We start from the raw sequence: 20,802 nt of genomic DNA on the forward strand, positions 1-20,802 counted from the left end.
CGCACGAACCCGGGCCCGCCACTGGCAGGTCACGTTGGAGGTGCCGAGGTGCTGGCTGAACCGTTGCTGTATCCGTTCCATGGTCGCCGGACGGGGTCGCCTGTCTTGCCTCGGCCACCGGCACGGTACGCCGAGCCTGGCTGTCGAAGTGGCCTCTCGTCGGATTTGCGTCGGCATCTTCCTGGGGCCGAGCTGATACGCCAGAATATCGGGGATGAGAGCCGCCCGGACCAATGTGCTCTTCGTGCACGGCGTCGGACCACCGCGCCGGGTCGACGATGAGCTGAGACAGTGGCTTACGGCACTGGCCGACGGAGCCCGGTCCGCCGGGCACTCCGCCTTCTCCGACGACCTTCTGCGGGGCAAGGTACGGACTTCGTTCGCCCACTATGGCGACCTCTTCCTTCCAGCGCAGGCCCAGGGCAGCGGCTTTGAACTCGATGAGGACGAGGCGAACCTGCTCACAGCGCTGCTAACCGAACTGATCGACGAGCATTTGGCCGTGACTGACGACCTAGAGCGCCGGCAAGTGCTGGAGAACGCCCGGAGTCAACTTGTCGCAGTCGGTGCCGAGCAAGGCATCCTTGCCCCGATCCGACGAGCGATCAACGCGGTTACCACGCTACTCGCCTACAGACCGTTGAGTCGGTCTGGACAATGGCTCGGCGGAAAACTACTGGTAGGAGCGCTGGCCCAAGTTGTCCGATACCTTGCTCGAGGGGAGCAGGACGAGCGGGGCCAAACCCTTGATGTACGCGTCAGACAGCGAGTACATGACCACCTGAGCGAGCGGTCTATCGTGATTGCGCACTCGCTCGGCTCCGTGGTGGGATGGGAAACCTTGCACGAACACCAAGGTGAGGTTCCGCTTCTGGTCACGCTCGGCTCGCCGCTAGCCATGCGTTCAGTGGTCTTGCCGCGTCTGGCACCGCAACCGCCGGCGACGCCGCCTTCGGTGCACAAGTGGATCAATTTGTGGGACCGAGACGATATTATCGTCGCTCGGGCGAAGCTAGAAAACGACATGCGGCCTAACCATCTCGGAGTTATCCCGGAAAGCAGTCGCATTGACTCTGACGGACTGTGGGTACACACTGCAACAAAATATCTTCGCAAACCCGACTTGGCGGGGCCGGTCGCGGAAGCAGTTATGGCATGAGCGTACGGAGACACCTCCTAGTAGTGGCGACGCAATGCCACACCATGGGGCCACCGCTAGTTCGACTTGAGGAAGCAGCCCGGGCACTGCATGACGCGCTCACTGACGATTGCCTGGGCGCCTGCCTTCCCGGGCTGCCCGGTCAGAGTGGCCTGCTTGTCGGCTACCTGGACCAAGCTGAGATCGAGAGAAACGTCCGGGAAGCCGTTGAGTATGCTGCCGAGCACTCCGCGACCCTGGTTCTCGCGCTACTCGGTCACGGGTTCGTTCCTGGCGACAACCCGACGCTCTACCTCATGGCGCGCGACTCGACCCAAGGGCTACCGAATACCGCCGTAAACGTTCCCGCCTTGCTCCAGGCAGCGGTGGATCGGATGGGCGTGGCCGGTGTGCTGGCCTTGATCGACACATGCAGTGCAGCCGCCGCCGTGCCACCAGTGCCATCCTTGACTATCGGAGCGCGTCAGGGTAGAACCCGCCTGGATCTCCTAATGGCCTCGGCGGTGCAGCAGTCGGCGATCGACTTCAACATGACCACCGCCCTTGTCGACCTAGTACGTTCCGGTACCGGCGACACGCTCACGCTCGGCGTGGACGCGATCCTGCCCGAGCTGCGTATTCGCGCTCGATGGCAGAGCATTGTTTTCCACCGCTACGACGGCCAGGCTGAGGACCTGTGGCTGAGCCGCAACCCGCGGGTCGCGCCGGTGTCTAGCCGATACGGCTCATTCGGATTCGGGCAGTACCAAAGGGCCATGCGCGCCGCGCTGCCGCAGCTACATGCACTGCCCCCGGTCGCTGAGGCACTGGACCTGCTACTCGATGCCCCGGAGTCGCCGCAGCGATCGCGGGCCGAAAGCGTGGTGCGCGACCTCTACAGCGTTCTTCGGACCTGCGAACTGCTCCGCAGTTCGCTGCTACGGGATGCGGTGACGCACGAGGCCCTACGCCGTGCCTCCCCGGTCATTCTTCCGCCGGAGTTCTTTGCACCTGGAGCGTTCACCGAGGCGGAGGTTGCCGCTTACTTGGCGCTGAACCCACAGGTCGGGCAGAGCGGACCGGCGCAGCTAGTGCGCTTCATTCTTACCCTTGCTGAGCAAGCTGGCCGCGACCTACAGGCACCGGAGCTGCGGCGCTGGGTCGATGAGTTGGGACTACTGGCATACGCCAACGAGGTGATCGCGGAACTCAGCGATCGCCAGGCGCCCCGGGAGCTACGTCTCATCGTGAGCCTGCACGCATCGCTGACCGGAGACTGGCCCGAGGTGGTCCAAGCCTGGGTGATGCACGGCGACGAGGACGTCGATCACGCCGACCACCCCTGTGAGCCAACCCCTGATGGCGTCGCGATCGCCGTCTTCTCTGCCGTAGACGAAGCCGAGCGACTCGCTGATGCCCGCGGACTGCCGCTACGTCACGTCGAGGTGGCTGCCCCGGCCGGTCTACTGCTTCAGTGGCGTCCAGAGGAGATCGAGCTGGGGATCCGACTCGGGCTGACCCACGACGTGGTGCTGCACTGGAGTGACCGGTTCAAGCAGTCACCGGAAACGAGGCGGATAAACCGGTGGCTACGAGACCGCCTGCGCGCCGAGCGCCCCACCCCAGGCCACCCATTCGACTGGCTCGACGACCACCGGATGCTTGAAATCGGCCAGCTGCGGGATCAGCTGAAACAGCAGTCGTTTGGCACCGCAGTGGCGGTCGGGTGCCAGCTGCGGGAACCGGAGGAGGTTCTAACCTTACTGCTGACCTTTACACCGATCGTCATCTGGCTAGGCGACCCTACTCCGACCGGCGACCCTCGCGCCGACCTGATCGCCGCCTGGCGAGAGCTACCAAGAGGGTTTCTCACCGCATACCGTAAGCGCTGGCGCAACGAGCCGACCCAAGACGTGCTCGCCGATCTGCGGGCTGTGTGGGACGACGAGCGTTGGCTCGATTTCTGTCACCGAATGCAGTGGCGAGACGTGCAGGAGGACAAACAATGACATGGCGCGCCGTTTACCACGGTGATGGCAAGGCGCGAGAGACGAAAATCCCGCCCGCTCCTCCGTGGCGAGAGTTCCCTCGTCAGCCACTCGGCGAGATCTTCCAGCCGCCGGACGGCTTAGTTGAAGCCGTCAACGCTGCCGTCTGCCTGCGCCGCCCGCTGCTGATCACCGGTGCTCCCGGCTCCGGAAAGTCGGCTGTAATCGAATCCGTCGCAGCCGAACTGCGGCTTGGTCGGGTGCTGCGCTGGCACATTACCTCCCGCAGCACACTGACCGAAGCGCTCTATCGCTACGACGCGTTGGGCCGCATTCATGCGCAACAGCTCGCCGCCACGACCGGCACCCAACCGGCCGAGGACATCGGGCCGTTCCTACAGCTCGGCCCGCTCGGCACCGCGCTACTGCCGTCGAAGCGGCCACGACCGATGCTGATTGATGAGATCGACAAAAGCGATCTCGATCTACCAAGCGACCTACTGGACGTTCTTGAGCGCGGCGAGTTCGAGATCCCCGAGCTAGCCCGCCACGATCGGGCAGAAGTGGCCGTCCGGGAATGGGGCAGCGATGCCCGACCGACCGTTGTCCGTGGCCGTATTCAATGCACTGAATTCCCTTTCATCGTGATGACGAGCAATGGCGAGCGCGACTTTCCAGGGCCGTTCCTACGTCGTTGCATCCGGTTCGTGATGCCTCAGCCGACAGTGGAGATGTTAAGTCGGGTAGTTCATGCTCACCTCACCTCACCGCCAGATGCGGAGGCCATGCAGCTAATCCAGTCCTTCGTTGATCGGGTCCGGTCGGGCGAGAGTCTCGCCGTGGACCAACTTCTTAACACAGTCTTCCTGCTGCGGGGAACCGACACCCCAAAGGACGCAACCCGCAAGCAACTGCGCGAGCTCCTGCTGCGGGAACTCTCACGTGTCTGAAGAACTGGTACCGGTCATCGCTACGCTCCGATCGATCGACCCTAAAGCGGACGCCATCGCCATTGCCGAGGCGCTGTGGCTGTGCGCCCAGGGACACCGTACTGCCGAGCCTGTTGCCTCGTCAGCAGCAGACCCTGCCGCAGACAGTCAATACCGGCAGATCGATACGGACGGTGACGGCTCTCCGGTGCGACCGCGCTCCCAACCCGGCAGGATTGGCAGGCCGCTTTACGACATGTTGCCCGGATCCCATAGCAGCGGCCTAGGGCTCCGAGTCGGCATCAACGCGGCGCGGCCTCTGCCGCGTGCGCTCGAACTTGCCCGGGCGCTACGTCCCTTCAAGACCCCCTGGCGGGCTGGGCGGCACGGGCAGCTGGACATCGACGCGACCGTACGGGGATATGCCGAAACGGGTCAGCTCGTTCCCGCGTTCAGACCAGCCCCGGAGCGGTGGTTCGAAGCCGCGCTGGTGGTGGATCGGTCTCCCGGCATGGCCGCGTGGGCCGACATAGTGCTCGAGTTTCGTCGAATCCTCGCGCAGTTGGGTGCCTTCCGAACGATTCAAACGTTCTATCTGGATCCCAGCAGCGACCGTCAGGTGTTGTCGGATACCGCAGGGCTGCCAACTCCGCCGCGACGGCTACGGGCCACCGATGCGCGCCAGATGATCTTTGTCTTTACCGACTGCTCCGCTGCGGGCTGGCAGCGGCGTGAGGTCTGGAAGACGCTGCGGGCATGGTCGGAGTCGACGCCGACGGCACTAATCAACCCAATCTCTGCCAAGCTCTGGGACCACGCGGGCCTTAATCTACCCGCCACCCGCGTCCGCGCACCGGCTCCGGGCAGTCGAAACCAGGCGTTGAGCTTCCGGCTACCGCCGATGCTTCGGTTCGGCCCGGCCAAGGACGAGTCGTGGCTCCCGGTGCCGGTACTCGCTCTGACGCCGCACTCCCTGAGCCGGTTCGCTGCCGCTCTGATGCGGTGTGACCCGGCCGGTTGCGAGGCGGTGCTTACCACAGCTAAGGGCCGTTGGACCGCCGAATATTCAGCATCCCATAATGGCCAGGCCGACGAGCCACAGGCTAGGGCGCTCGTTACGTCGTTCCGCCGTTTGGCCTCACCGGCGGCGAACCGGCTCGCCGTCTTGGCTGCTACCTGCGAGCGGCTCACGCTGCCAATGCTACGGCTGATCGCTGAGACGGCTGTGCCAGAGGCCGGTATCAGTGACATCGGAGAGGTGATCGCTGGCGGCCTGCTGGCAGTGGATGCGGCACAGCAGCCCCCGTTCTTCTTCTTCCAGCCCGGTGTCCGCAAGCAACTTCAGGAGAACTTGCGCGTAGACGACGTATGGCGGCTATACGAACTGCTGAGCCAGCATGTCGGCGAGCGAAGCGGCGCGCCGAACCGGTTCCCGGTCGTCTTCCCCGAGTCAGGTGGTGACGTACCATTGCCGCTAGACGCAGTACCTTTTGCGATCGCGTCCGCAGATGCGCTGCAGGTTTTGGGAATCCCGGCCCAGCCGGTGGCCGGTGCGGAATTCAGTCCGCGTTCCGGGCAGGCAGAACTGCTGGGTTCCGTCCGCGAGAGGCTGCGCGGTCTGGTTCCCAATGAAGCGAATGCCGATCTCCGACAGATCAGTCGGTGCAGGAAAATTCTTGCCCAAGCCGACCTGGCAGCAGCCGAGGTCGCGATCCTCCTGGAAGCAATCTCCGTCGAGACCGCAACTCTGGAACAATTCCGGAATCCAGATTTTGTCGAGCTCATCGTCGAGGCCCTTTTCGAAGGATTCTGGAAGGCGTTGAGGCAGTGGGTCTTCGAAGATTCTGATCTTCCGCTCTGCTGGGCTGCATTGTTCCAGCCGCCGCGCGTGGTCACAGCGTCTGCGGTCCGACGGGCCGCCGTGGCTCTCAATGTGGTTCTCAACTTCGAATTGCCGCGGTCGACTTCGGTTGCGGCGGCACGCCACCAGCACACGCTCCGGAATGGCGGCCCCGAGCATCTGGATCACCGACGGCTCGTCGAGGTGTTCTCCGGTGCCCTTCCAGGGGTCGACTGGAACTATCTCCAGCGCTGGCAGCTGCTGATCGCTACGCTGAACGGCGACCTAGACGCCTGGCACGGAGGCGAGCTCGCCGCATACACCCAGGACGTCGTGTGGCGAAGCATTCGGCAGATGGCGCACTCGGACGTAGTCCGGCGACAGGCTGAGTTAGTGTCGCTGGACCGCACTACTGCGGCGCTCGGTAGGCTGCTCGGTTCGTCGCTCGGTGCCTCGCTGAGGTTCGAGACCGACGAAGCGTTGATCGTCCAAGATCCGCTGTCAGACCGGGCGATGGCCAGAGCGGACGAAGATCCTATTCTGTCTTCTCCAGCTTGGCTGGCTGTGGACGCGGTATTGCGGCATGAGTTCGATGACGTGCGAACCCTAGTGACCATACTCAGGCGACTACAGGACCACCTCGAGCAGGCGTCACCACTATCGCAAGTAAATGCGATCTCCACTTTCAATGAATTATATCTTCAAATCGCTGAGAACGTACTTAATGGGCTGCATGCAGGCCGCTTCCACAGTCCCGCGTTCATCTCCCTGCTGACTATCGAGCAAGGACGCCACTATTTCGACGCACTACGAACTTGGCGTGAGGATCCTGACCAGTGTCCACGGGCTTGGTCCGCCCTATTCGCGGGGGTCAGTCAACCCAGAACTGCCATTAGGGCCGAAGCGGCAGCAGGCATCAACGCGCTAATAAACTTCGACCTGCCGTTCGCGCTGGTGGACACGCTCATGCTATTAAAATCCGAACCCATCGACGGCACAGAACAGCACTCGGATTACCTCCAACTCAATGAGATTTTCGCCAGAAAGATCCCTGCCTTGCGCCGAGGCTATTTGGAAAGGTGGCAGCTTATGCTCGATATGCTTAACGGCGACTTAGATGACTGGTATCAGGGCGAGCTGGTGCAATACAGCCGCGACGTCGCCTGGCGCAATGCCCAAAGGCTGTGGGGTATCCGCTACGACGCCATACGTTTACAGCGCGAAAGGGATCGGCTCGACCAAAACTCTGCTGCTCTCGGAAAGCTGTTGCTCTCACCGCTCGGCGCCTTCCTGCAATAGCGCGCTCCCTGCGGAGAAGTAGCTTAGATCCTGATCATTTTTGACTTGATATTGCATTTTAGGGTGACTGCGGCAAGGCCGGGTATCGACGATCGTGAGGATTCAGGTGTCGAGCTCCTTGGTGGCGTGATCCACAACTCGCTGTTCGCGTTCTGGTGGTTCATTTATGGGTTGGCTTCGATAGCGAGTTCCAACGCCTGGTAGGTGTAGTACCCCGACGTGCCGATGACGCCCTCGTGTTCCCGAGCCCGGGCCAGGAAATTCTGGAATGCCTTGGTGCGCGCCGGCCCTAAGTGGGCAGTCTGGCTCCACAGGTCGACGGCGATGGTCTCCATCAGGTTCGCGGTCCGGCACTGGTAGTTCTCGACCCAGGCGGTGAGTGCCGCGCTGAGGATGTCGAGGGTCAGGAAAGGGGCGTGCTTGACGAGAAGTTGTCCCACCTCTTCTCCCACCCGCCAGGCACTGGCTTGCGCCAAATAGCCCGGAATCAGCTCGGCGAAGTACCGATCCGGGTGCGCTGCGGCGACCTTCATCTGGTCCCACCACCTCTGAGCGAGGAAGTGGGCCTCCAGCTTGGGCAGCCGTTTCCGAACAAACGGGCTGCGCACGAGCGCTAAGGGGGTGATCGCCTGCACCACGGTCATCTGTCCGGGTGAACTTGCGGAGGCATGCACGACCAAGTCCTGCAGCCGGTCGGCCAGCCCTTCGTCGACGAGGTCCCAGAAGTAGTCCGCGTCGACGAACCGGATGAGCGCCCGCGTTTGGGCCGGGCCGTCGATGGTGCGAAACCTGTCACGCTGGCCAACCATGGCCTCTCGAACGAGCGCTCGATTGCGGGCAGCGAACGCCTCCAGCGCGACGGCCATCCGGTCGGCGTGCTGGATCGCTGGCAGCAGACCACCCGGCTCCAGTTCCAGCAGGGCGCTCTTGGCGGCCAGCTGGATGATGCGACGTTGGGCGGCGGAGCGGACGCGGTCGAAGAATGCTGCCTGCAGGTGCGCCGGTGTCGGAGAGAAGCTCGAATCACAGATGTAGCTCCTGAACTCTTCGAGTGCCCGGCCGCCCTGCGTCGGTGGATGGGTGAGCAGGGCGGTGAGTGCGACGACGAGATGTCCACGGGCCACTTCCGCGTGGGGCTCGTAGGTGCCGCCGTGTAGCCGCAGGGAGGGGTGCACGCAGAGGTTGCGATCCTCCTGGATGCGGCTGAGTTCGTGGGCGTCGATCGCGTCGATCAGCTCGAACTTCTCCGCGTTGGCGAGCAGGTCGGCCTCGATGGTCTGCATGGCTTTGACGCCTTCTCGGTTGAGCCCGTGCGCCCGGGCGTTGGTGACGGCCGTGCGGAACGGGATCGCGGTCGAGTCGCCGTCGTCGGCGAGCCCGATCAGCTTCATGATGATGTCGGCGGTAACGGCGGTCCACGTCGCGGCGATGCTGGCCCTGAACGCGCCCGCGTTGTAGCAACGCAACGCCTCCCCTGCCAGGCGCCGGGTTTCCGGGCTCCATGCCTGATTGACCAGGGTGTCTACGTCCGCCATCAAACGCCTCCGCCGCCTGCCAAACCGAGATGCCATCTCACCATCTCCGCGCTCGCTGTCGGTGTGAGGGGGCTATGACTGCCGTCGCTCGTCTTGGGGGTCTTCGACGCCATGCGCCATGCAGCCGGTCGGGACGCCTGTGCATGGTAAAGCCGTCGCCTGCTGGTAGGCGAAGCTCCACACCACCCGGAGGTCGCGGCACTGCTGGGTAGGCATCGCCGGACGAATCCCGAGGCTGGCCAGCGCGTGCTGCGGCGCATCGCCATGTTCACGACGCCAAACGCCATGCTCTTCGTGGACGGTGGTGACCCGCTTCGGGAGCTTTCCGTCTCACCCTGATCGGTCGAGCCGCAATCAGCTGTCCGTGGGTCGGTGGGCGGATAGAAGATCGCACCTGCGCGGGTCGTCCTGTCGGTATGTCACAGCGGTCGGTGAGCTTCTTCATCCTTTGTCCTGAAGGGGGATGTCCCCGACCCACAGCGGCTGGCGAGGATCGAACGGTGGTTGTCTTTCTCACAGAGTTGGACCCCCGCGCGCGGGTCAAGGGGTCGCGGGACGGGCTCGGGGCGCAGCCGATATGGTCGGCGATGGGCCGGCCGCTGATCGGTAACCTGACCACCGTCACCAGGGATCTCGCCGGGTTCATTACCTTGCTAGTCGGGCTCCGGCTGGCGGAGTTGGGTCCCGCTCAGGATGATGCCGGGCGGCAGGCCGCGTTCCTGGTGTGGGAACAGATGGCCGGGTACGTCCGGCATGAGGTCCACAGCCACCGGGGCTTCTTCGGGCGGCAGCGGGTGGCGGCACGCGCCGCAGGCGCCAGCGGCACTGGCGGCAAGGTGACACTCTCGGCCGCACCGGATCGGCAGATCCTGAGCAACCAGAAGACCGACGGGCTGCTCGGCAACTACACCGCCCCGGCGCGGGCCTCGGCCTTGGTCGCTCCCGGCGCACCGGCGCGGCTGACCCCCGTGGCTGCAGCCTTCGTGGACGCCACCTACCTTCCCCGTCTCGCCACGGCGTGGGGTCGTGCGGCCAAGGACCTGACGAAGGCCCTCGCTGCGGAGACGGTTTCCTTCAACCTCCGGCCTAACAGCCGGCGGGACGCTGTGGCGGCGGTATTCGGCGCGCCGCTCACCGACGACGAGCGGGACTTCTACCGCCGTCACCTCGTCAACGGCGGGCCGCACGACCAGACGGAGAGCCGGCAACGCCGGCTCGCTACCCTCATCAGACTTCGCCGCCGTCAGGACGGGCAGCTGTTCGGGGCGTACGTGGCCCAGCTCATCGCCGACGCCGAGCAACACGGGTGGCCCGACTTGGCGGAGCGGTTGCATCGCGTGGCGATCTGCGAATCAGTGTTGGCCCCGGCGGCCGTGCTGTTCAGCCACCTGCTGAGCCGAGATGACGCGCATCTCGATGAGGTGGTGACGGACCTACGCAGTCAGTGGGGTGAGCGGCTCGGCTCGGTCCGGCCCGAGGCTGCGGTGCTGCTGCCGGAGCAGCAGTGGCGGGACATCGCCGCCGCGCTGGTAGAGGGCGACTATCCGGCTTTGGTCCGGGCTCTGGCGCAGCGCAATGCGACCGTCATGCGGGAACGTGGGGGCGGGCTGCCCTGGCTTGAGGTCACCGACCAGGATCGGTTGCGGGTGCGCTTCCGAGATGAGCCAACCGATCTCCCGGCTGCCGACGAGACCCGGGACCTGTGGTGGTACCCGTACTTTCTGCCGTCGTTGATGGATGTCGTCGCCTCGGTCGAGGAAGGCGCGCATGAGTGACCGTATTCCGAAGGCCGTGCTCACCGAGGCGCTGCGGGATCGCATCAAGCGGCGACGGGTGCTCGCCGCCGTGTTCTGCACCTTCCGCTTGGAGCCGGGCTTCTTTGAGCAGGAGATCCTGCCAGTCCTGTTCGACCTGCCGCTGCACCAGTCCGCCGGCATTCGCCGCCTCCAGCTCGAGGACGCCCTGCGGGACCTGGCCGGGCAGGTAGCCGTCTACTACGACCTCCGCGGCCTAGCCGTCGGCGACGGCACCGCCGCGCTGGATGTGCGGCGCGTGGCGGTCAGCCCGTCGGCCGGCTACTTCCACCCCAAGAACGCATTCGTGCTCGTCGTCGACGACGTCACCGGCGAACGGGCATTGGTCGTGCTCACCGCGTCGGCGAACCTCACGAGGGCGGGCTGGTGGGAGAACGTCGAGTGCTTCCACGTCGAGGAGATCGCGGAGCACGGCCGCTCTCGCACCGCCCCGGAGATGCAATGGTTCGTGAGCCACCTGCGGCGCCTGGGGCGGCACTTCGGCCCGCAGGATGCGCTGGAGCAGGTGATGGCCTTCCTCACGACGGTCCAGCCGATCGTCCACCGTCAGGCCGACGGCGTCCTGCACCCACACTTCATCGTTACGGGCGTCCCCCATGCCAGGCCTCTAGTAGATCAGCTCGCGACGATCGCGGGCGAGTGGCTCGGCGGCGCTGACCTGGAGATCATCTCCCCGTACCTCGACGACGCCAACGCCTCGGGGCCGCTGGCCGACCTCCTGGACCGTTTCCGGCCGGCTCGCTGGCGCATCCTGCTCCCGGAGGAACGGGGCACGGCCCGCTGCCGCGAGGCGCTCTACCACTGGGTCCACGCGCGTGGCGGCCAGTGGGGAAGACTGCCGACCGCCCACACAACGCGTGGCAGCCGGCAGAGCGGCGGGGCGACGGTGCCGCCCCGCACCGTCCACGCGAAGGTGTACCGGTTCCTCGGCCCGGACTGGGAGATCACCCTCGTGGGCTCGTTCAACCTGACCAGGCCGGCCCACCAGGGCGGCGGCAACGTCGAGACCGGTGTCCTAGCGGAGCTGCCGGGACGGCGACGGCCCCACTTCTGGTTGGACCCGGTCGAGGAACCGCCAGCGTTCCCCGAAACGCCGGCCACCGAGGACGAGGACACCGCCCCGGACGTGGTTCCCCTTCTGGTTCGATACGACTGGGGGACCGGCGAGGCCGAGGTCCTGTGGGACGGCACAACGATCAGCCCGCCGCTTCAGGCGCACTACGGCGTGCCCCTGTTCGACATCCCACCCCTGCCACCGGCCGTCTGGACCCCGCTGCCTCCGGCGCACGCCGAGTCCCTGTCCCAACGGCTCCGCTCGTCGAGCTTCCTCACGATCGTCGCCGGCGCCCGCCGGGGCCTCGTGCTGATTCACGAGACAGGGATGGCACACCGACCGTCCCTGCTGCTCGACCTCAGCCCCGCAGAGATCCTGAAGTACTGGTCGATGCTCAACGCCGACCAGCGCGCCGCCTACCTGGCCGTGCGCGGCGAGGACGTGGAGAGCCTTGCCGGCGGCGACGCGCCGCCCCAACCGGTCACCGCCACCACCGAATCGATCTTTGACCGCTTCGCCGGCACATTCCACGGCTTCGCCTGCTTTGGGCGGGCGGTCCGGGAGGCCCTGACCGAGGGCCGGACCGAGCAGGCCCGCTTCCTGGTCTTCGGCGCCAAGTACGATTCCCTGCCCGTGCTCCTGCAACGGATGGTCAACGACGCCAGCGGCGATCCGGTGGACCGCTACGTCATGGTGCTCTGTGCCCAGCAGCTCGCCGACCAGGTCCGCCGGGACTGGCCTACGTTCTGGGCGTCCGACCCTCGCGGTGCGCACCGGCTCGAGGCCGCACTCACCATCCGGGCCGACCTGCGCGCTCAGATCACCGCCCGCAACGACGCCGCCATGACCGGCTTCCTCGACTGGTACGAGCCGCACTTCCTCGGCGAGCGGGCGGAGGCACCGGCATGAGGATCACCGTCCGGACCGCCGAGCAGCTGCTCGACTTCAACCGGGTGATCGGCAACCCGCAGCGTGCCACGGACCAACTCGAAGGAGCCGTCGCCGTACACAACATCCTGCACCGGCACCGCATCGCCTACCTCGCCGACGAGGTCGGGATGGGCAAGACGTACGTCGCGCTCGGCGTCGTCGCGCTACTGCGCCACTTCGCACCGGACCTGCGGCTGCTCGTCGTCGCGCCCCGAGAGAACATTCAACGCAAGTGGCAACGCGAGCTGGGCGTCTTCACTGAGCACAATGTACGTCTGGACGACCTGCGGGTCCGGATGCCTGGCGGCGTCCCCGTCCGACCGCTGGTGCACTGCGCCGACCTCGTCGAACTACTGGAGGAGACGGCGGTCGGCCCGGACCGGGACTTCTTCGTCCGCCTGCCCAGCTTCAGCCTGCCGCTGCGCAGGGACGAGCAGCAGCGGCACCGCTTCCGGGACCGGCTGCGCCGGCAGATCCCGTGGCTTCCCGACGACATCGTCGATCTGCGCGCCAACGCCGACGTGCTCAAGGACCGGTTCGCCCAAGCCATCAACGCCGCCCTGCCCTTCTTCGATCTGGTGATCGTCGATGAGGCGCACAACCTCAAACACGGCTGGGGCAGGCAGGCCTCCGCCCGTAATCAGGTGTTGGCCACCGTCCTCGGACGCGACAGGGACGACGTCGATCCCCGCTTGGCCCCCACCTACGGGTCACGGGCCGGCAAAGTGCTCCTGCTGTCCGCGACCCCCGTCGACGACGACTACCGGCAGCTGTGGAACCAACTGGACCTCTTCGGCCGCGCCGGCTCCTTCGTCAGCCTCCGCGACCCCGACGCCTCAGAGGAGCGGAAGCGGGAGGTAGCCGGCCAGATCCTGATCCGGCGGGTGACCTCTCTGCGCGTCAACGGCAGGCGGCTGACCAAGAACCTCTACCGGCGCGAGTGGCGCCAGGGCGGCGTCGAGAAGCACGACGAGCCGATCGAGATCACCGACGATCGGCAACGGCTCACCATGGCGCTCGTCCAGAAGAAGGTCACCGAACTACTCGGCCACGAACGGTTCGGTGCCCGCTTCCAGGTCGGCATGCTGGCGTCCTTCGAGTCCTTCCTGCAGACCAGCAAGGCCACGCCGGAGGCGGACGAGGAGACCACGGGCGACACCACCTCGCACTTCGACGGCGACGAGCAGGTCAGCGACGCGGCCGAGCGGCAGGGCATCGACGTACCGATGCTCGATCAACTCGCCCGGGACCACTTGCAGCGGTTCGGCCGAGAACTGCCGCATCCGAAGATGGACGCCCTCGTCAACACGCTCGCCTCGTCCTGGCGAGACGGGCGCAAGGCGCTGGTCTTCGTCCGGCGGAAGGCGTCCGTCAGCGAGCTGAAACGCAAGCTCGACGACGAGTACAACGACTGGTTGATCCGGCGCCTGCGTGAGCGCATCGACCGCCGGCACCATGCCCTCCTCGACGCCGCCGTCGAGGAGTTCCACCAGCAGCGCATGCAGCGCGTGCCCGCAGCCGCGAACGACGGCGGCCACGATAGTGAGGAAGACGTCGGCGGGGAGGACACCTTCTTCGCCTGGTACTTCCGGGGGCGCGGGCCCGACGGCATCATCAGCGGCGCCAGGATCCAGGAACGGTTCCGCAACCTCGGCAGCGGACTCGGAACGTTTTTCGACGACAACCACGTCATGGCGTTGCTCGGCGCATCCCCCGGCCAGGTCGCGGACGCCTTGGCCGCCGCGCTCGGCGAGGAGCGCGACAAGTCCGAGCGGCTGCTGCGCGAGTACTCCCGCCACTACCTCAGCAGCGCGAAGCAGCCCACCAGGGGGGCGCGCTTCGACGCCGCGCAGGCCGCGGCGCTGGAACTGCTCGCGGAGATACCCGGTACCCACCAGCCCCGCGCCGAGGTCATCTGGCGGGAGCTGTACCTGCCGAAGAAGCAGGGGGGCGCGGTAGCCGCCGAGGCGGAGCCGAACCTCCTGGAGACCACGACCTTCTTCACGGAGCTGCGCCGACGCGCGAGCCTCCGCGCCGCGCTCTGGCCGGCTCCCGCCTCCGCCGATCTCACGGCGCAGGTCCGGGAACAACACGTGCGGGCCCAACTCCTGTCCGCCGCCGCACGGCTCGGGCACGTGTTCCTCGACCTCTATGCGGTCGTCACTGATCATCTGCCGTCCCTGAACCCCGCCCAGGGCACCGAACCGAGCGATGAGATCGTCACCGCCTGGCTGGATGAGCTGCAGCGGCAGGCGGACACGCCGCCGCAGACGCGGGGTTGGTCGGCGTACGACGAGCTCAAAAGCCTGGCCGACAACCACGGCTTGGTGCTCGACACGACGTTGCCCGAACTTCGGCGAGCCGACCTGCGGGAGGCATCCACGCTCGTCGGCCGGTTGCTCACCGCGCAGCAACCCGTCGCCGGGATGTCTGGCCGGGTCAACCGCCGCCTTGTCCAGCAGTTCCGGCTGCCGGGCTACCCGCTCGTGCTGATCTGCACCGACCTGTTGCAGGAAGGCGAGGACTTGCACACATTCTGCTCCCGCATCTACCACTACGGCTTGGCCTGGACCCCGTCCGCCATCGAGCAGCGGGTCGGACGGATCGACCGGGTTCGCTCCGAGACCGAGCGGCGGCTCACCGTGCCGCGCGACCAAGTCGACGGCGAGGACCTGCTTCAGGTGCACTACCCCCACCTCGCCGACACCATCGAGCGGCTGCAGGCGCGGCGCGTGCTGCACCGGATGAACGACTTCCTGCGCCTGATGCACCAAGGCCTCGCCCTGCCCGCGCCCGGGGACAGCCGGCTCGACGTCGCCCGGGAGGTGCACGCCGACGGCGGAATGCCGCCCGTACCGGCCGAGCTGCTGACCACCTCCTTTCCGGTACGCGACGAGCACCTCGGCGGCCGGGACCGGCCGCTCGCCGTGGACGATTCCCGCGTTCGGCGGCAGTTGGACCGGTTCGCCGCGCTGTCCCGCGGTGACCTGCCCGGAGCCAGCATCGAGTGGGAACGGGGTCAACGCGACCCCGCCTCGCTGCTCGGCAGCACGCTGCTCGCCGACGGACGGAAGCAGCCGTTCAGTCTCCAACTCGAACGCGAGGGCCACGCCCTCGTCGTCCGGTGCGTGAGCCCCATCGGACGCGTCGAGCGGGACGAACAGTGGCGGGAACTGCGGGAATGGAGCGCCTCCTGCCAGATCCGTATCGGCGCCGTCAGGGCCCGCAGAGGTACCTACGACATCACCGTGGAGGAGGACGTGCTGCTCACGGACCGCCGCAGCGACCATATCCGAGTCGCCGCCCTGATCCGCCGGGTCACCGGCCTCGTCGACGACGTGGAACGTCCGCACCTGCCCGAACGCGACCGGCCACTCACAGATTTCAGGCCAGAGTTGGAGCGAGTTGGTCGGCATGCGCGCTGAATGGCGCACGCTCTGCGCCGCCGACGACATGAGGGTCAGAGGAAAGCGGATCACGGTTAGTTTCGCCAACGAGCGCTCACACGACGTCCAGGTCCTGGACGAGGGCGACAGCTACCTTCTGACGGCCGTCGTCGCTGAAGCGGACGACCTCGACCCGGGACAGGATGCCGCCCGCGCCGCTTGGCGAAGGAACCGACACAGCAGCCTGGTCGGTTTCCGGATCGATGAGGAGGGCAGGTTGATCGCCCAGGCGTGGACGCCGAAGGACGGACTCACCCCTGAGGCATTCCACACCCTCGTGCGGACGGTGGCTCGCGAGGCCGACCGGTACGAGTTCTGGCTCACGGGCTCCGATGACCGCTGAGCCAGGTCCCTCAGGCGGCGGGTGCCGACCGCCCGTCACGGTCGCCTCGCGCAGCCGGTCGGGCCCAGCCACAACGATCCCCGCTCGGCGAAGCCCAAATGGGCGTCTCCAATGCGGACGGCGGGTATACCACGCGGGGTGCTCCGTCGGGCGCTGTTGCGTTGGCGGATCGGTGGGCACGCCGAGCTGCGTCATCGGGCGCTGGTCAGATCGCTCGTGCGAGTTCGGTGAACGCGGCGGCCACCCGGGTCGCGGGTGGGGCGTCGGTGGCGAGTTCGTAGCGTCCGCGTCGGAGGTTCTGCACGAAGGCGTGCCCGGTCATGATCGTCTGGGCGGTGCGGTCGGAACGTAGTCCGCGCATTGGTGTGAGCCGGTGTTTGAGCTGGCTGTGGTCGGCCTCGATCGGATTGTTGGCGTGCCGTTCGACGTGGTGCCACGCCGACGGGACCAGGTCCTCGATCACCCTCGGATAGACCGGGTTCGCGTCGGTGACCACCTCGCCGGGCGTGACCTTCAGCGTGGTCAGCGCCCGGTGGAAGAACCGCCGGGCCGCAGCAGCGTCCCGACGCGCCGATACGAGCACGTCAATGACCTGACCATGCTGGTCAACAGCCCGGTAGACGTACCGCCAGATACCGTTGACCTTGACGTAGGTCTCGTCCACGAACCAACGGTCACCCGGACAGTAGCGGGAGAACCGGGCGGCGTCGGCCAGCAGCGGGGTGAACCGCTGCACCCACCGGAAGACCGTCACGTGATCCACCTCGACACCGCGCTCGACCAGCAACTCCTCCACATCCCGGTACGAGAGGTTGAACCGCAGATACCAACGCACCGCCAGCACGACCACCTCGGGCGGGAACCGGAACCCGACGAACGCCGACGCCGGCGGAGAGCAGGAACGGACACGAGACGACGACCTCACCAGGCAAGCAGACCACACCGGCCAAGCCGGAGTCGATCATGCCTTCGCTCAACGCAACAGACCCTTCAGAACACCTTGTTGAAGGTGTTCCAGCCGGTGCCGATCTTGGTGCCGCCGTTGCCGTTGGTAAAGAGGTTCGCGCCGTTGCCGGTGCCGTAGTAGACGTGCAGGTCTCCGGTGGACTTGACGCCCATCAGGTCGTTGCGGCCGTCGTCGTTGAGGTCGCCGGCGGCGAACAGCCCGGCGCTGTAGGTGTTCCACCCGTTCCCCACCAGCGATCCGTTGTAGTTGGCGCAGAGCGCCAGGTTCGGCAGGCGGTTGTCCGGGTAGTCCATCCACCAGGCGGGCATCCAGCCGGTCTGTCCGTTGGAGCTGATTCCGTAGACCCAGTACGGGTTGCCGCTGATGGTCTGCCCGGTGCGTTGGCAGATCGGTGTGAACATCGACCCGGTGAACAGCGTGTCGATCACGGTGGTGCAGTTGGTGGTGCTGGGTGCTCCCTCGCAGGTGGTGTTGGTGGCGGTGACGATCACTCCGTCGGTCCAGACGGTGTAGGTGGTCTGTGCCGGTCGCGCGCAGTTCGGTACGTCGGGCAGTTGGTTCTCGGCGTAGTCGAGGTGGTAGCCGTTGAGCCACCCGGCTTTGCCGCGCGGCGTGGTCCCGTATACCCAGTACGGGTTGGCGCCGACGGACTCGCCGCGCTTCTGGCAGATCGGTAGGACGAGGTCGCCGGGGTTGAGGGTGTCGATGACCGTGGGGCAGTTGGCAACCGAGGGGGACGCGTCGCAGGTGGTGCTCGCCCCCCGTACGTTCACCCCGGTCTGCCATACGCCGTACTTGACCCCACCCGGGCTGCGGAATCCCGCCTTGCCGTTGCCCCGGAACAGGGTCAGTTCGCCGTTGGGCTTGCGGGCGAACAGGTCCGCCTTACCGTCACCGTCGACGTCGCCGGGGGCGACGATGGTGTCGAAGCTTTGCCAGATTCCCCAGCCGAGGCGTACCGGCGCGGCGTCGTCGGCCCAACCACCGAAGCCGTTGCCCCGGTGCAGGACGATCTCCCCGGTGGACTTGCGGGCGATCAGGTCGGGATATCCGTCGCCGTCCCAGTCTCCGGGGGCGACGACCAGGTTGTACTGGTTCCAGCCGGTGGTCCGGATCGGGTTGTCGTTGGCGTCCCAGTCGATGATCACGTCGTTGGCGTCGAGCAGGAACCCGCCCGCGCCGTTGCCGGTGAAGTAGACCAGGTCACCGTCGGCCTCCACGGCCACCAGGTCGGTCCACCCGTCACCGTCCCAGTCGCCGGGGCGGACCACGTGCAGCCAACCGCTGCGGTTGCTGTCGATCTTCACCGAGCAGCTGTTGCCATCGATGAAGCCGCCCGTGCCGTCGCCCAGGTAGAGGCAGAGGTCGCCGCTGGCGGTGCGGCCGATCAGGTCACCGTGGCCGTCGGTGTTGAGGTCGTTGCGGCCGGCCTGCGGGCCCACCGGGGCGGTGGCGAAGAAGGCGTGGTCGGTGTCGACCGACGCGGAGGGGTTCACTCCGTCCCAGGTCTTGACGGCGACGAAACCGGGCCCGTTGCGGGTTGGGGTCATGGTGACGGTCGCGGTGCCGCCCGGCATGTTCGCGGCGACGTACCGGCTCGGGGTGTCGGTGTCGAGCCCTACGTAGAAGCCGATGACGTCCGTGTTGCCCTTGGCGTTGAGGGTGAACTGGCCGGGGATGCCGGCGGGCACCGTGCTGACGATGGTGCCCGCCGGGTCCTGAGCCGGGTACTGCGTCGACGTGATGTCCACGTCGGCGGTCGGCAGCGTCTTGTCGACGGTGAACGAGCAGGTGGCGCTGTAGCCGGACGCTGCGCCGTCGCTGTCCTTGGTGCGGACCTTCCAGTTGTAGGTGACGCCGTCGGCCAGGCTGCTCTTGAGGAGCAGGGCGCTCGCCTGTACGCCGCTGGAGACCGTCACGTTGCGCACGGTGGTGGTGCCGCCGGTCGGCCAGAGGCTGAACTCGCCGACGACGTTGCCGCCGTCGGCGTCGCTCGGCGTGGCGCGCAGGTAGACGTCGGTGTTGCCGAGTTTGCCGCCGGTGCAGGGGGTGCCGGGGCTGGTGCTGAGGGCGTTCGGCACGGACGGCGTCGAGTTGTACTCGATGCTCAGTGTCGGGTTGTTGCGGAACTTCTTCCAGGCCCAGGTGTCGGTCTCGCTGGTGGCCCGTAGGCCCAGTGTGAGGTCGCCGGCCTTGGCCGCCGCCGACGTCCGCACGCCGGCGGTGGCGTCGAAGTCGACTCCGCCGTCCGGGCAGGAGGAGCTGTAGCCGCGGGCTACGTTGACGGTGTCGAGTTTGGCGATCCAGCTTGGTTGGCTGTTCCAGGTGGTCGCCGAGCTGATGGCGCCGGTGCGCCACAGCTCCACCGAGCGTGCGTTGCAGGACCACGAGTGGGTCTCGTACGCCTGGAAGGTGGCCCGGATGATGTTCTTGCCCTTGACCCGGCTGGTGTCCATCCGGAAGAAGGAGCGGTTGGTCACGTTGTCGGTCTGCGAGTAGCCGACCCGGGCGATGTCGCTGGAGTTCCAGTACTTCGAGTTGGGGAAGGACTTCCAGACCGACGTCCAGGCCAGCCGGCTGCCGCTGACCAGGCTCGGGTCCAGGTAGACCGGGTAGCGGGTGCTGGAAGCCCGGAGCATGGCCTGGTCGGGGGTGATCGAGAGCGTTCCGTTGCGGATGGTCGGCTTCATCGCGGCCTGCCGGGCGCCCTGGTTGCTCTGGAACGCCCGCGCACCGGCCGACAGTCCGGGCTCCGCCGTGCCGCCGCTGTCCCACATTCGGGGGGTCGGCGCGGTGAACACCATCCGGCCGTCGGCGTCGAGGGCTTTGATGTTGCCGGCCGCGTCGGTGGTGACGTTCAGTCCTTTGGCGCGTAGTGCGAAGTCGGCGGTCGCCAGGGCGGGGTTCGCCGCCGCCTCGGGCGTGCGGACCACGAGAACCTCGGAGAAGCCCTCCACGTCCGCCTTGACCACCAGGTCGACGTTGGACAGCACGTTCGGGTAGGTGGCGGTGTCCCCGTCCAGGGTGGGCCGGGGCAGCGGGCCGTCCCAGCTGAACTCCAGTTCCTTGCCGTCCCGGACGACCCGGGCCAGGGCGCTGTCCCCGCCGCTGGAGAAGCTCAACCCGACCTTGGTGGCGCGCGGCGTGACCCGTCCGTCGGCATCGAAGCGCAGCGTCGGGTCGACCGGCACCCACCTGTTGTTCCGCTTGATCCGGACGGGCCGGACCCGCTGTTCGAGGGTGAAGGTGCCGCGTGGGTTGGCGAAGGTCTGTCGGGTCTCGGTGGTCAGCGCGTCGACCTCGATGCGCTTGCCGGAGCGCCGGGCGGCGACCATCGCGTCGGCCTCGGTGGCGTACCAGGCAGCGTTGCCGGCCGGGGCCTTGGCGGACCGGCCGGTGGTGGCGGGTTTCGGTGCGGGTGCTGCCGAGGCCGGTGCCACGGCCGCCACGGTCAGCACCGAGACGGTGGTGGTGAAGGTGGCCAGGAACCTGGACAGCATTCGTCGGCGCGACATGGTA

General features: G+C 66.7%; 11 protein-coding genes. 8 read left to right on the plus strand and 3 right to left on the minus strand.

The window, feature by feature from the left end:
- Positions 1-214: 214 nt before the first annotated feature.
- From GA0070216_RS24455 to GA0070216_RS35725, 4 genes are read left to right on the plus strand one after another with little or no spacing between them, the layout of a single operon-like run.
- Entirely contained in the window at positions 215-1,159 is a 945-nt protein-coding gene (locus tag GA0070216_RS24455; RefSeq protein ID WP_091250859.1) for a hypothetical protein, read from the plus strand.
- Entirely contained in the window at positions 1,156-3,147 is a 1,992-nt protein-coding gene (locus tag GA0070216_RS24460) for a vWA-MoxR associated conflict system protein (protein ID WP_141723182.1), read from the plus strand. Before GA0070216_RS24455 ends, GA0070216_RS24460 begins: the two co-directional genes overlap by 4 nt.
- Positions 3,144-4,076 (plus strand): AAA family ATPase, encoded by a 933-nt coding sequence (locus GA0070216_RS24465; protein ID WP_091250862.1) that lies wholly within the window; start codon positions 3,144-3,146, stop codon positions 4,074-4,076. Before GA0070216_RS24460 ends, GA0070216_RS24465 begins: the two co-directional genes overlap by 4 nt.
- A complete protein-coding gene (locus GA0070216_RS35725) occupies positions 4,069-7,194 on the plus strand; it encodes a DUF5995 family protein (protein WP_245722688.1) in 3,126 nt (1,041 codons plus the stop codon). Before GA0070216_RS24465 ends, GA0070216_RS35725 begins: the two co-directional genes overlap by 8 nt.
- A gap of 164 nt (positions 7,195-7,358) precedes the next feature.
- Here GA0070216_RS35725 and GA0070216_RS24475 read toward each other — a convergent pair whose 3' ends face one another.
- Positions 7,359-8,729, minus strand: coding sequence for a hypothetical protein (locus tag GA0070216_RS24475; protein WP_218108279.1), 1,371 nt, complete (start codon positions 8,727-8,729; stop codon positions 7,359-7,361).
- 500 nt (positions 8,730-9,229) lie between these two features.
- Between GA0070216_RS24475 and GA0070216_RS24485 the strand changes: the two genes are divergently transcribed.
- Genes GA0070216_RS24485 through GA0070216_RS24500 form a run of 4 tightly spaced genes read left to right on the plus strand, consistent with a single transcriptional unit; the run spans position 9,230 to position 16,316 of the window.
- On the plus strand, positions 9,230-10,504 hold the full coding sequence (locus GA0070216_RS24485; RefSeq protein ID WP_091250867.1) for a hypothetical protein: 1,275 nt from the start codon (positions 9,230-9,232) through the stop codon (positions 10,502-10,504).
- Positions 10,497-12,506 (plus strand): phospholipase D-like domain-containing protein, encoded by a 2,010-nt coding sequence (locus tag GA0070216_RS24490; RefSeq protein WP_141723183.1) that lies wholly within the window; start codon positions 10,497-10,499, stop codon positions 12,504-12,506. The genes GA0070216_RS24485 and GA0070216_RS24490 overlap by 8 nt, the downstream gene beginning before the upstream one ends.
- Entirely contained in the window at positions 12,503-15,952 is a 3,450-nt protein-coding gene (locus GA0070216_RS24495) for a DEAD/DEAH box helicase family protein (RefSeq protein WP_091250869.1), read from the plus strand. The genes GA0070216_RS24490 and GA0070216_RS24495 overlap by 4 nt, the downstream gene beginning before the upstream one ends.
- Positions 15,942-16,316 carry a YbjN domain-containing protein gene (locus tag GA0070216_RS24500; protein WP_091250870.1) on the plus strand — a complete coding sequence of 125 codons (375 nt, stop codon included), beginning with the start codon at positions 15,942-15,944 and terminating at the stop codon, positions 16,314-16,316. Before GA0070216_RS24495 ends, GA0070216_RS24500 begins: the two co-directional genes overlap by 11 nt.
- Positions 16,317-16,521: 205 nt before the next feature.
- Here the strand turns inward: GA0070216_RS24500 and GA0070216_RS24505 are convergent, their stop codons facing one another.
- Both GA0070216_RS24505 and GA0070216_RS24510 read right to left on the minus strand, forming a co-directional pair.
- Positions 16,522-17,241, minus strand: a complete 720-nt coding sequence (locus tag GA0070216_RS24505; RefSeq protein ID WP_091250871.1) for an IS6 family transposase — start codon at positions 17,239-17,241, stop codon at positions 16,522-16,524.
- A gap of 65 nt (positions 17,242-17,306) precedes the next feature.
- Positions 17,307-20,783 carry an FG-GAP-like repeat-containing protein gene (locus GA0070216_RS24510; RefSeq protein ID WP_141723184.1) on the minus strand — a complete coding sequence of 1,159 codons (3,477 nt, stop codon included), beginning with the start codon at positions 20,781-20,783 and terminating at the stop codon, positions 17,307-17,309.
- Between the last annotated feature and the right edge of the window lie 19 nt (positions 20,784-20,802).

The sequence above is a fragment of the Micromonospora matsumotoense genome, assembly GCF_900091525.1.
Lineage (GTDB): Bacteria > Actinomycetota > Actinomycetes > Mycobacteriales > Micromonosporaceae > Micromonospora > Micromonospora matsumotoensis.

What these genes read in the sequence shown, in the direction of transcription:
- GA0070216_RS24455 (WP_091250859.1), top strand. Translation starts at nt 215, where the DNA reads ATGAGAGCCGCCCGGACCAATGTGCTCTTCGTGCACGGCGTCGGACCA.
- GA0070216_RS24460 (WP_141723182.1), top strand. Translation starts at nt 1,156, where the DNA reads ATGAGCGTACGGAGACACCTCCTAGTAGTGGCGACGCAATGCCACACC.
- GA0070216_RS24465 (WP_091250862.1), top strand. Translation starts at nt 3,144, where the DNA reads ATGACATGGCGCGCCGTTTACCACGGTGATGGCAAGGCGCGAGAGACG.
- GA0070216_RS24475 (WP_218108279.1), bottom strand. Translation starts at nt 8,729, where the DNA reads ATGGCGGACGTAGACACCCTGGTCAATCAGGCATGGAGCCCGGAAACC.
- GA0070216_RS24490 (WP_141723183.1), top strand. Translation starts at nt 10,497, where the DNA reads ATGAGTGACCGTATTCCGAAGGCCGTGCTCACCGAGGCGCTGCGGGAT.
- GA0070216_RS24495 (WP_091250869.1), top strand. Translation starts at nt 12,503, where the DNA reads ATGAGGATCACCGTCCGGACCGCCGAGCAGCTGCTCGACTTCAACCGG.
- GA0070216_RS24500 (WP_091250870.1), top strand. Translation starts at nt 15,942, where the DNA reads ATGCGCGCTGAATGGCGCACGCTCTGCGCCGCCGACGACATGAGGGTC.
- GA0070216_RS24510 (WP_141723184.1), bottom strand. Translation starts at nt 20,783, where the DNA reads ATGCTGTCCAGGTTCCTGGCCACCTTCACCACCACCGTCTCGGTGCTG.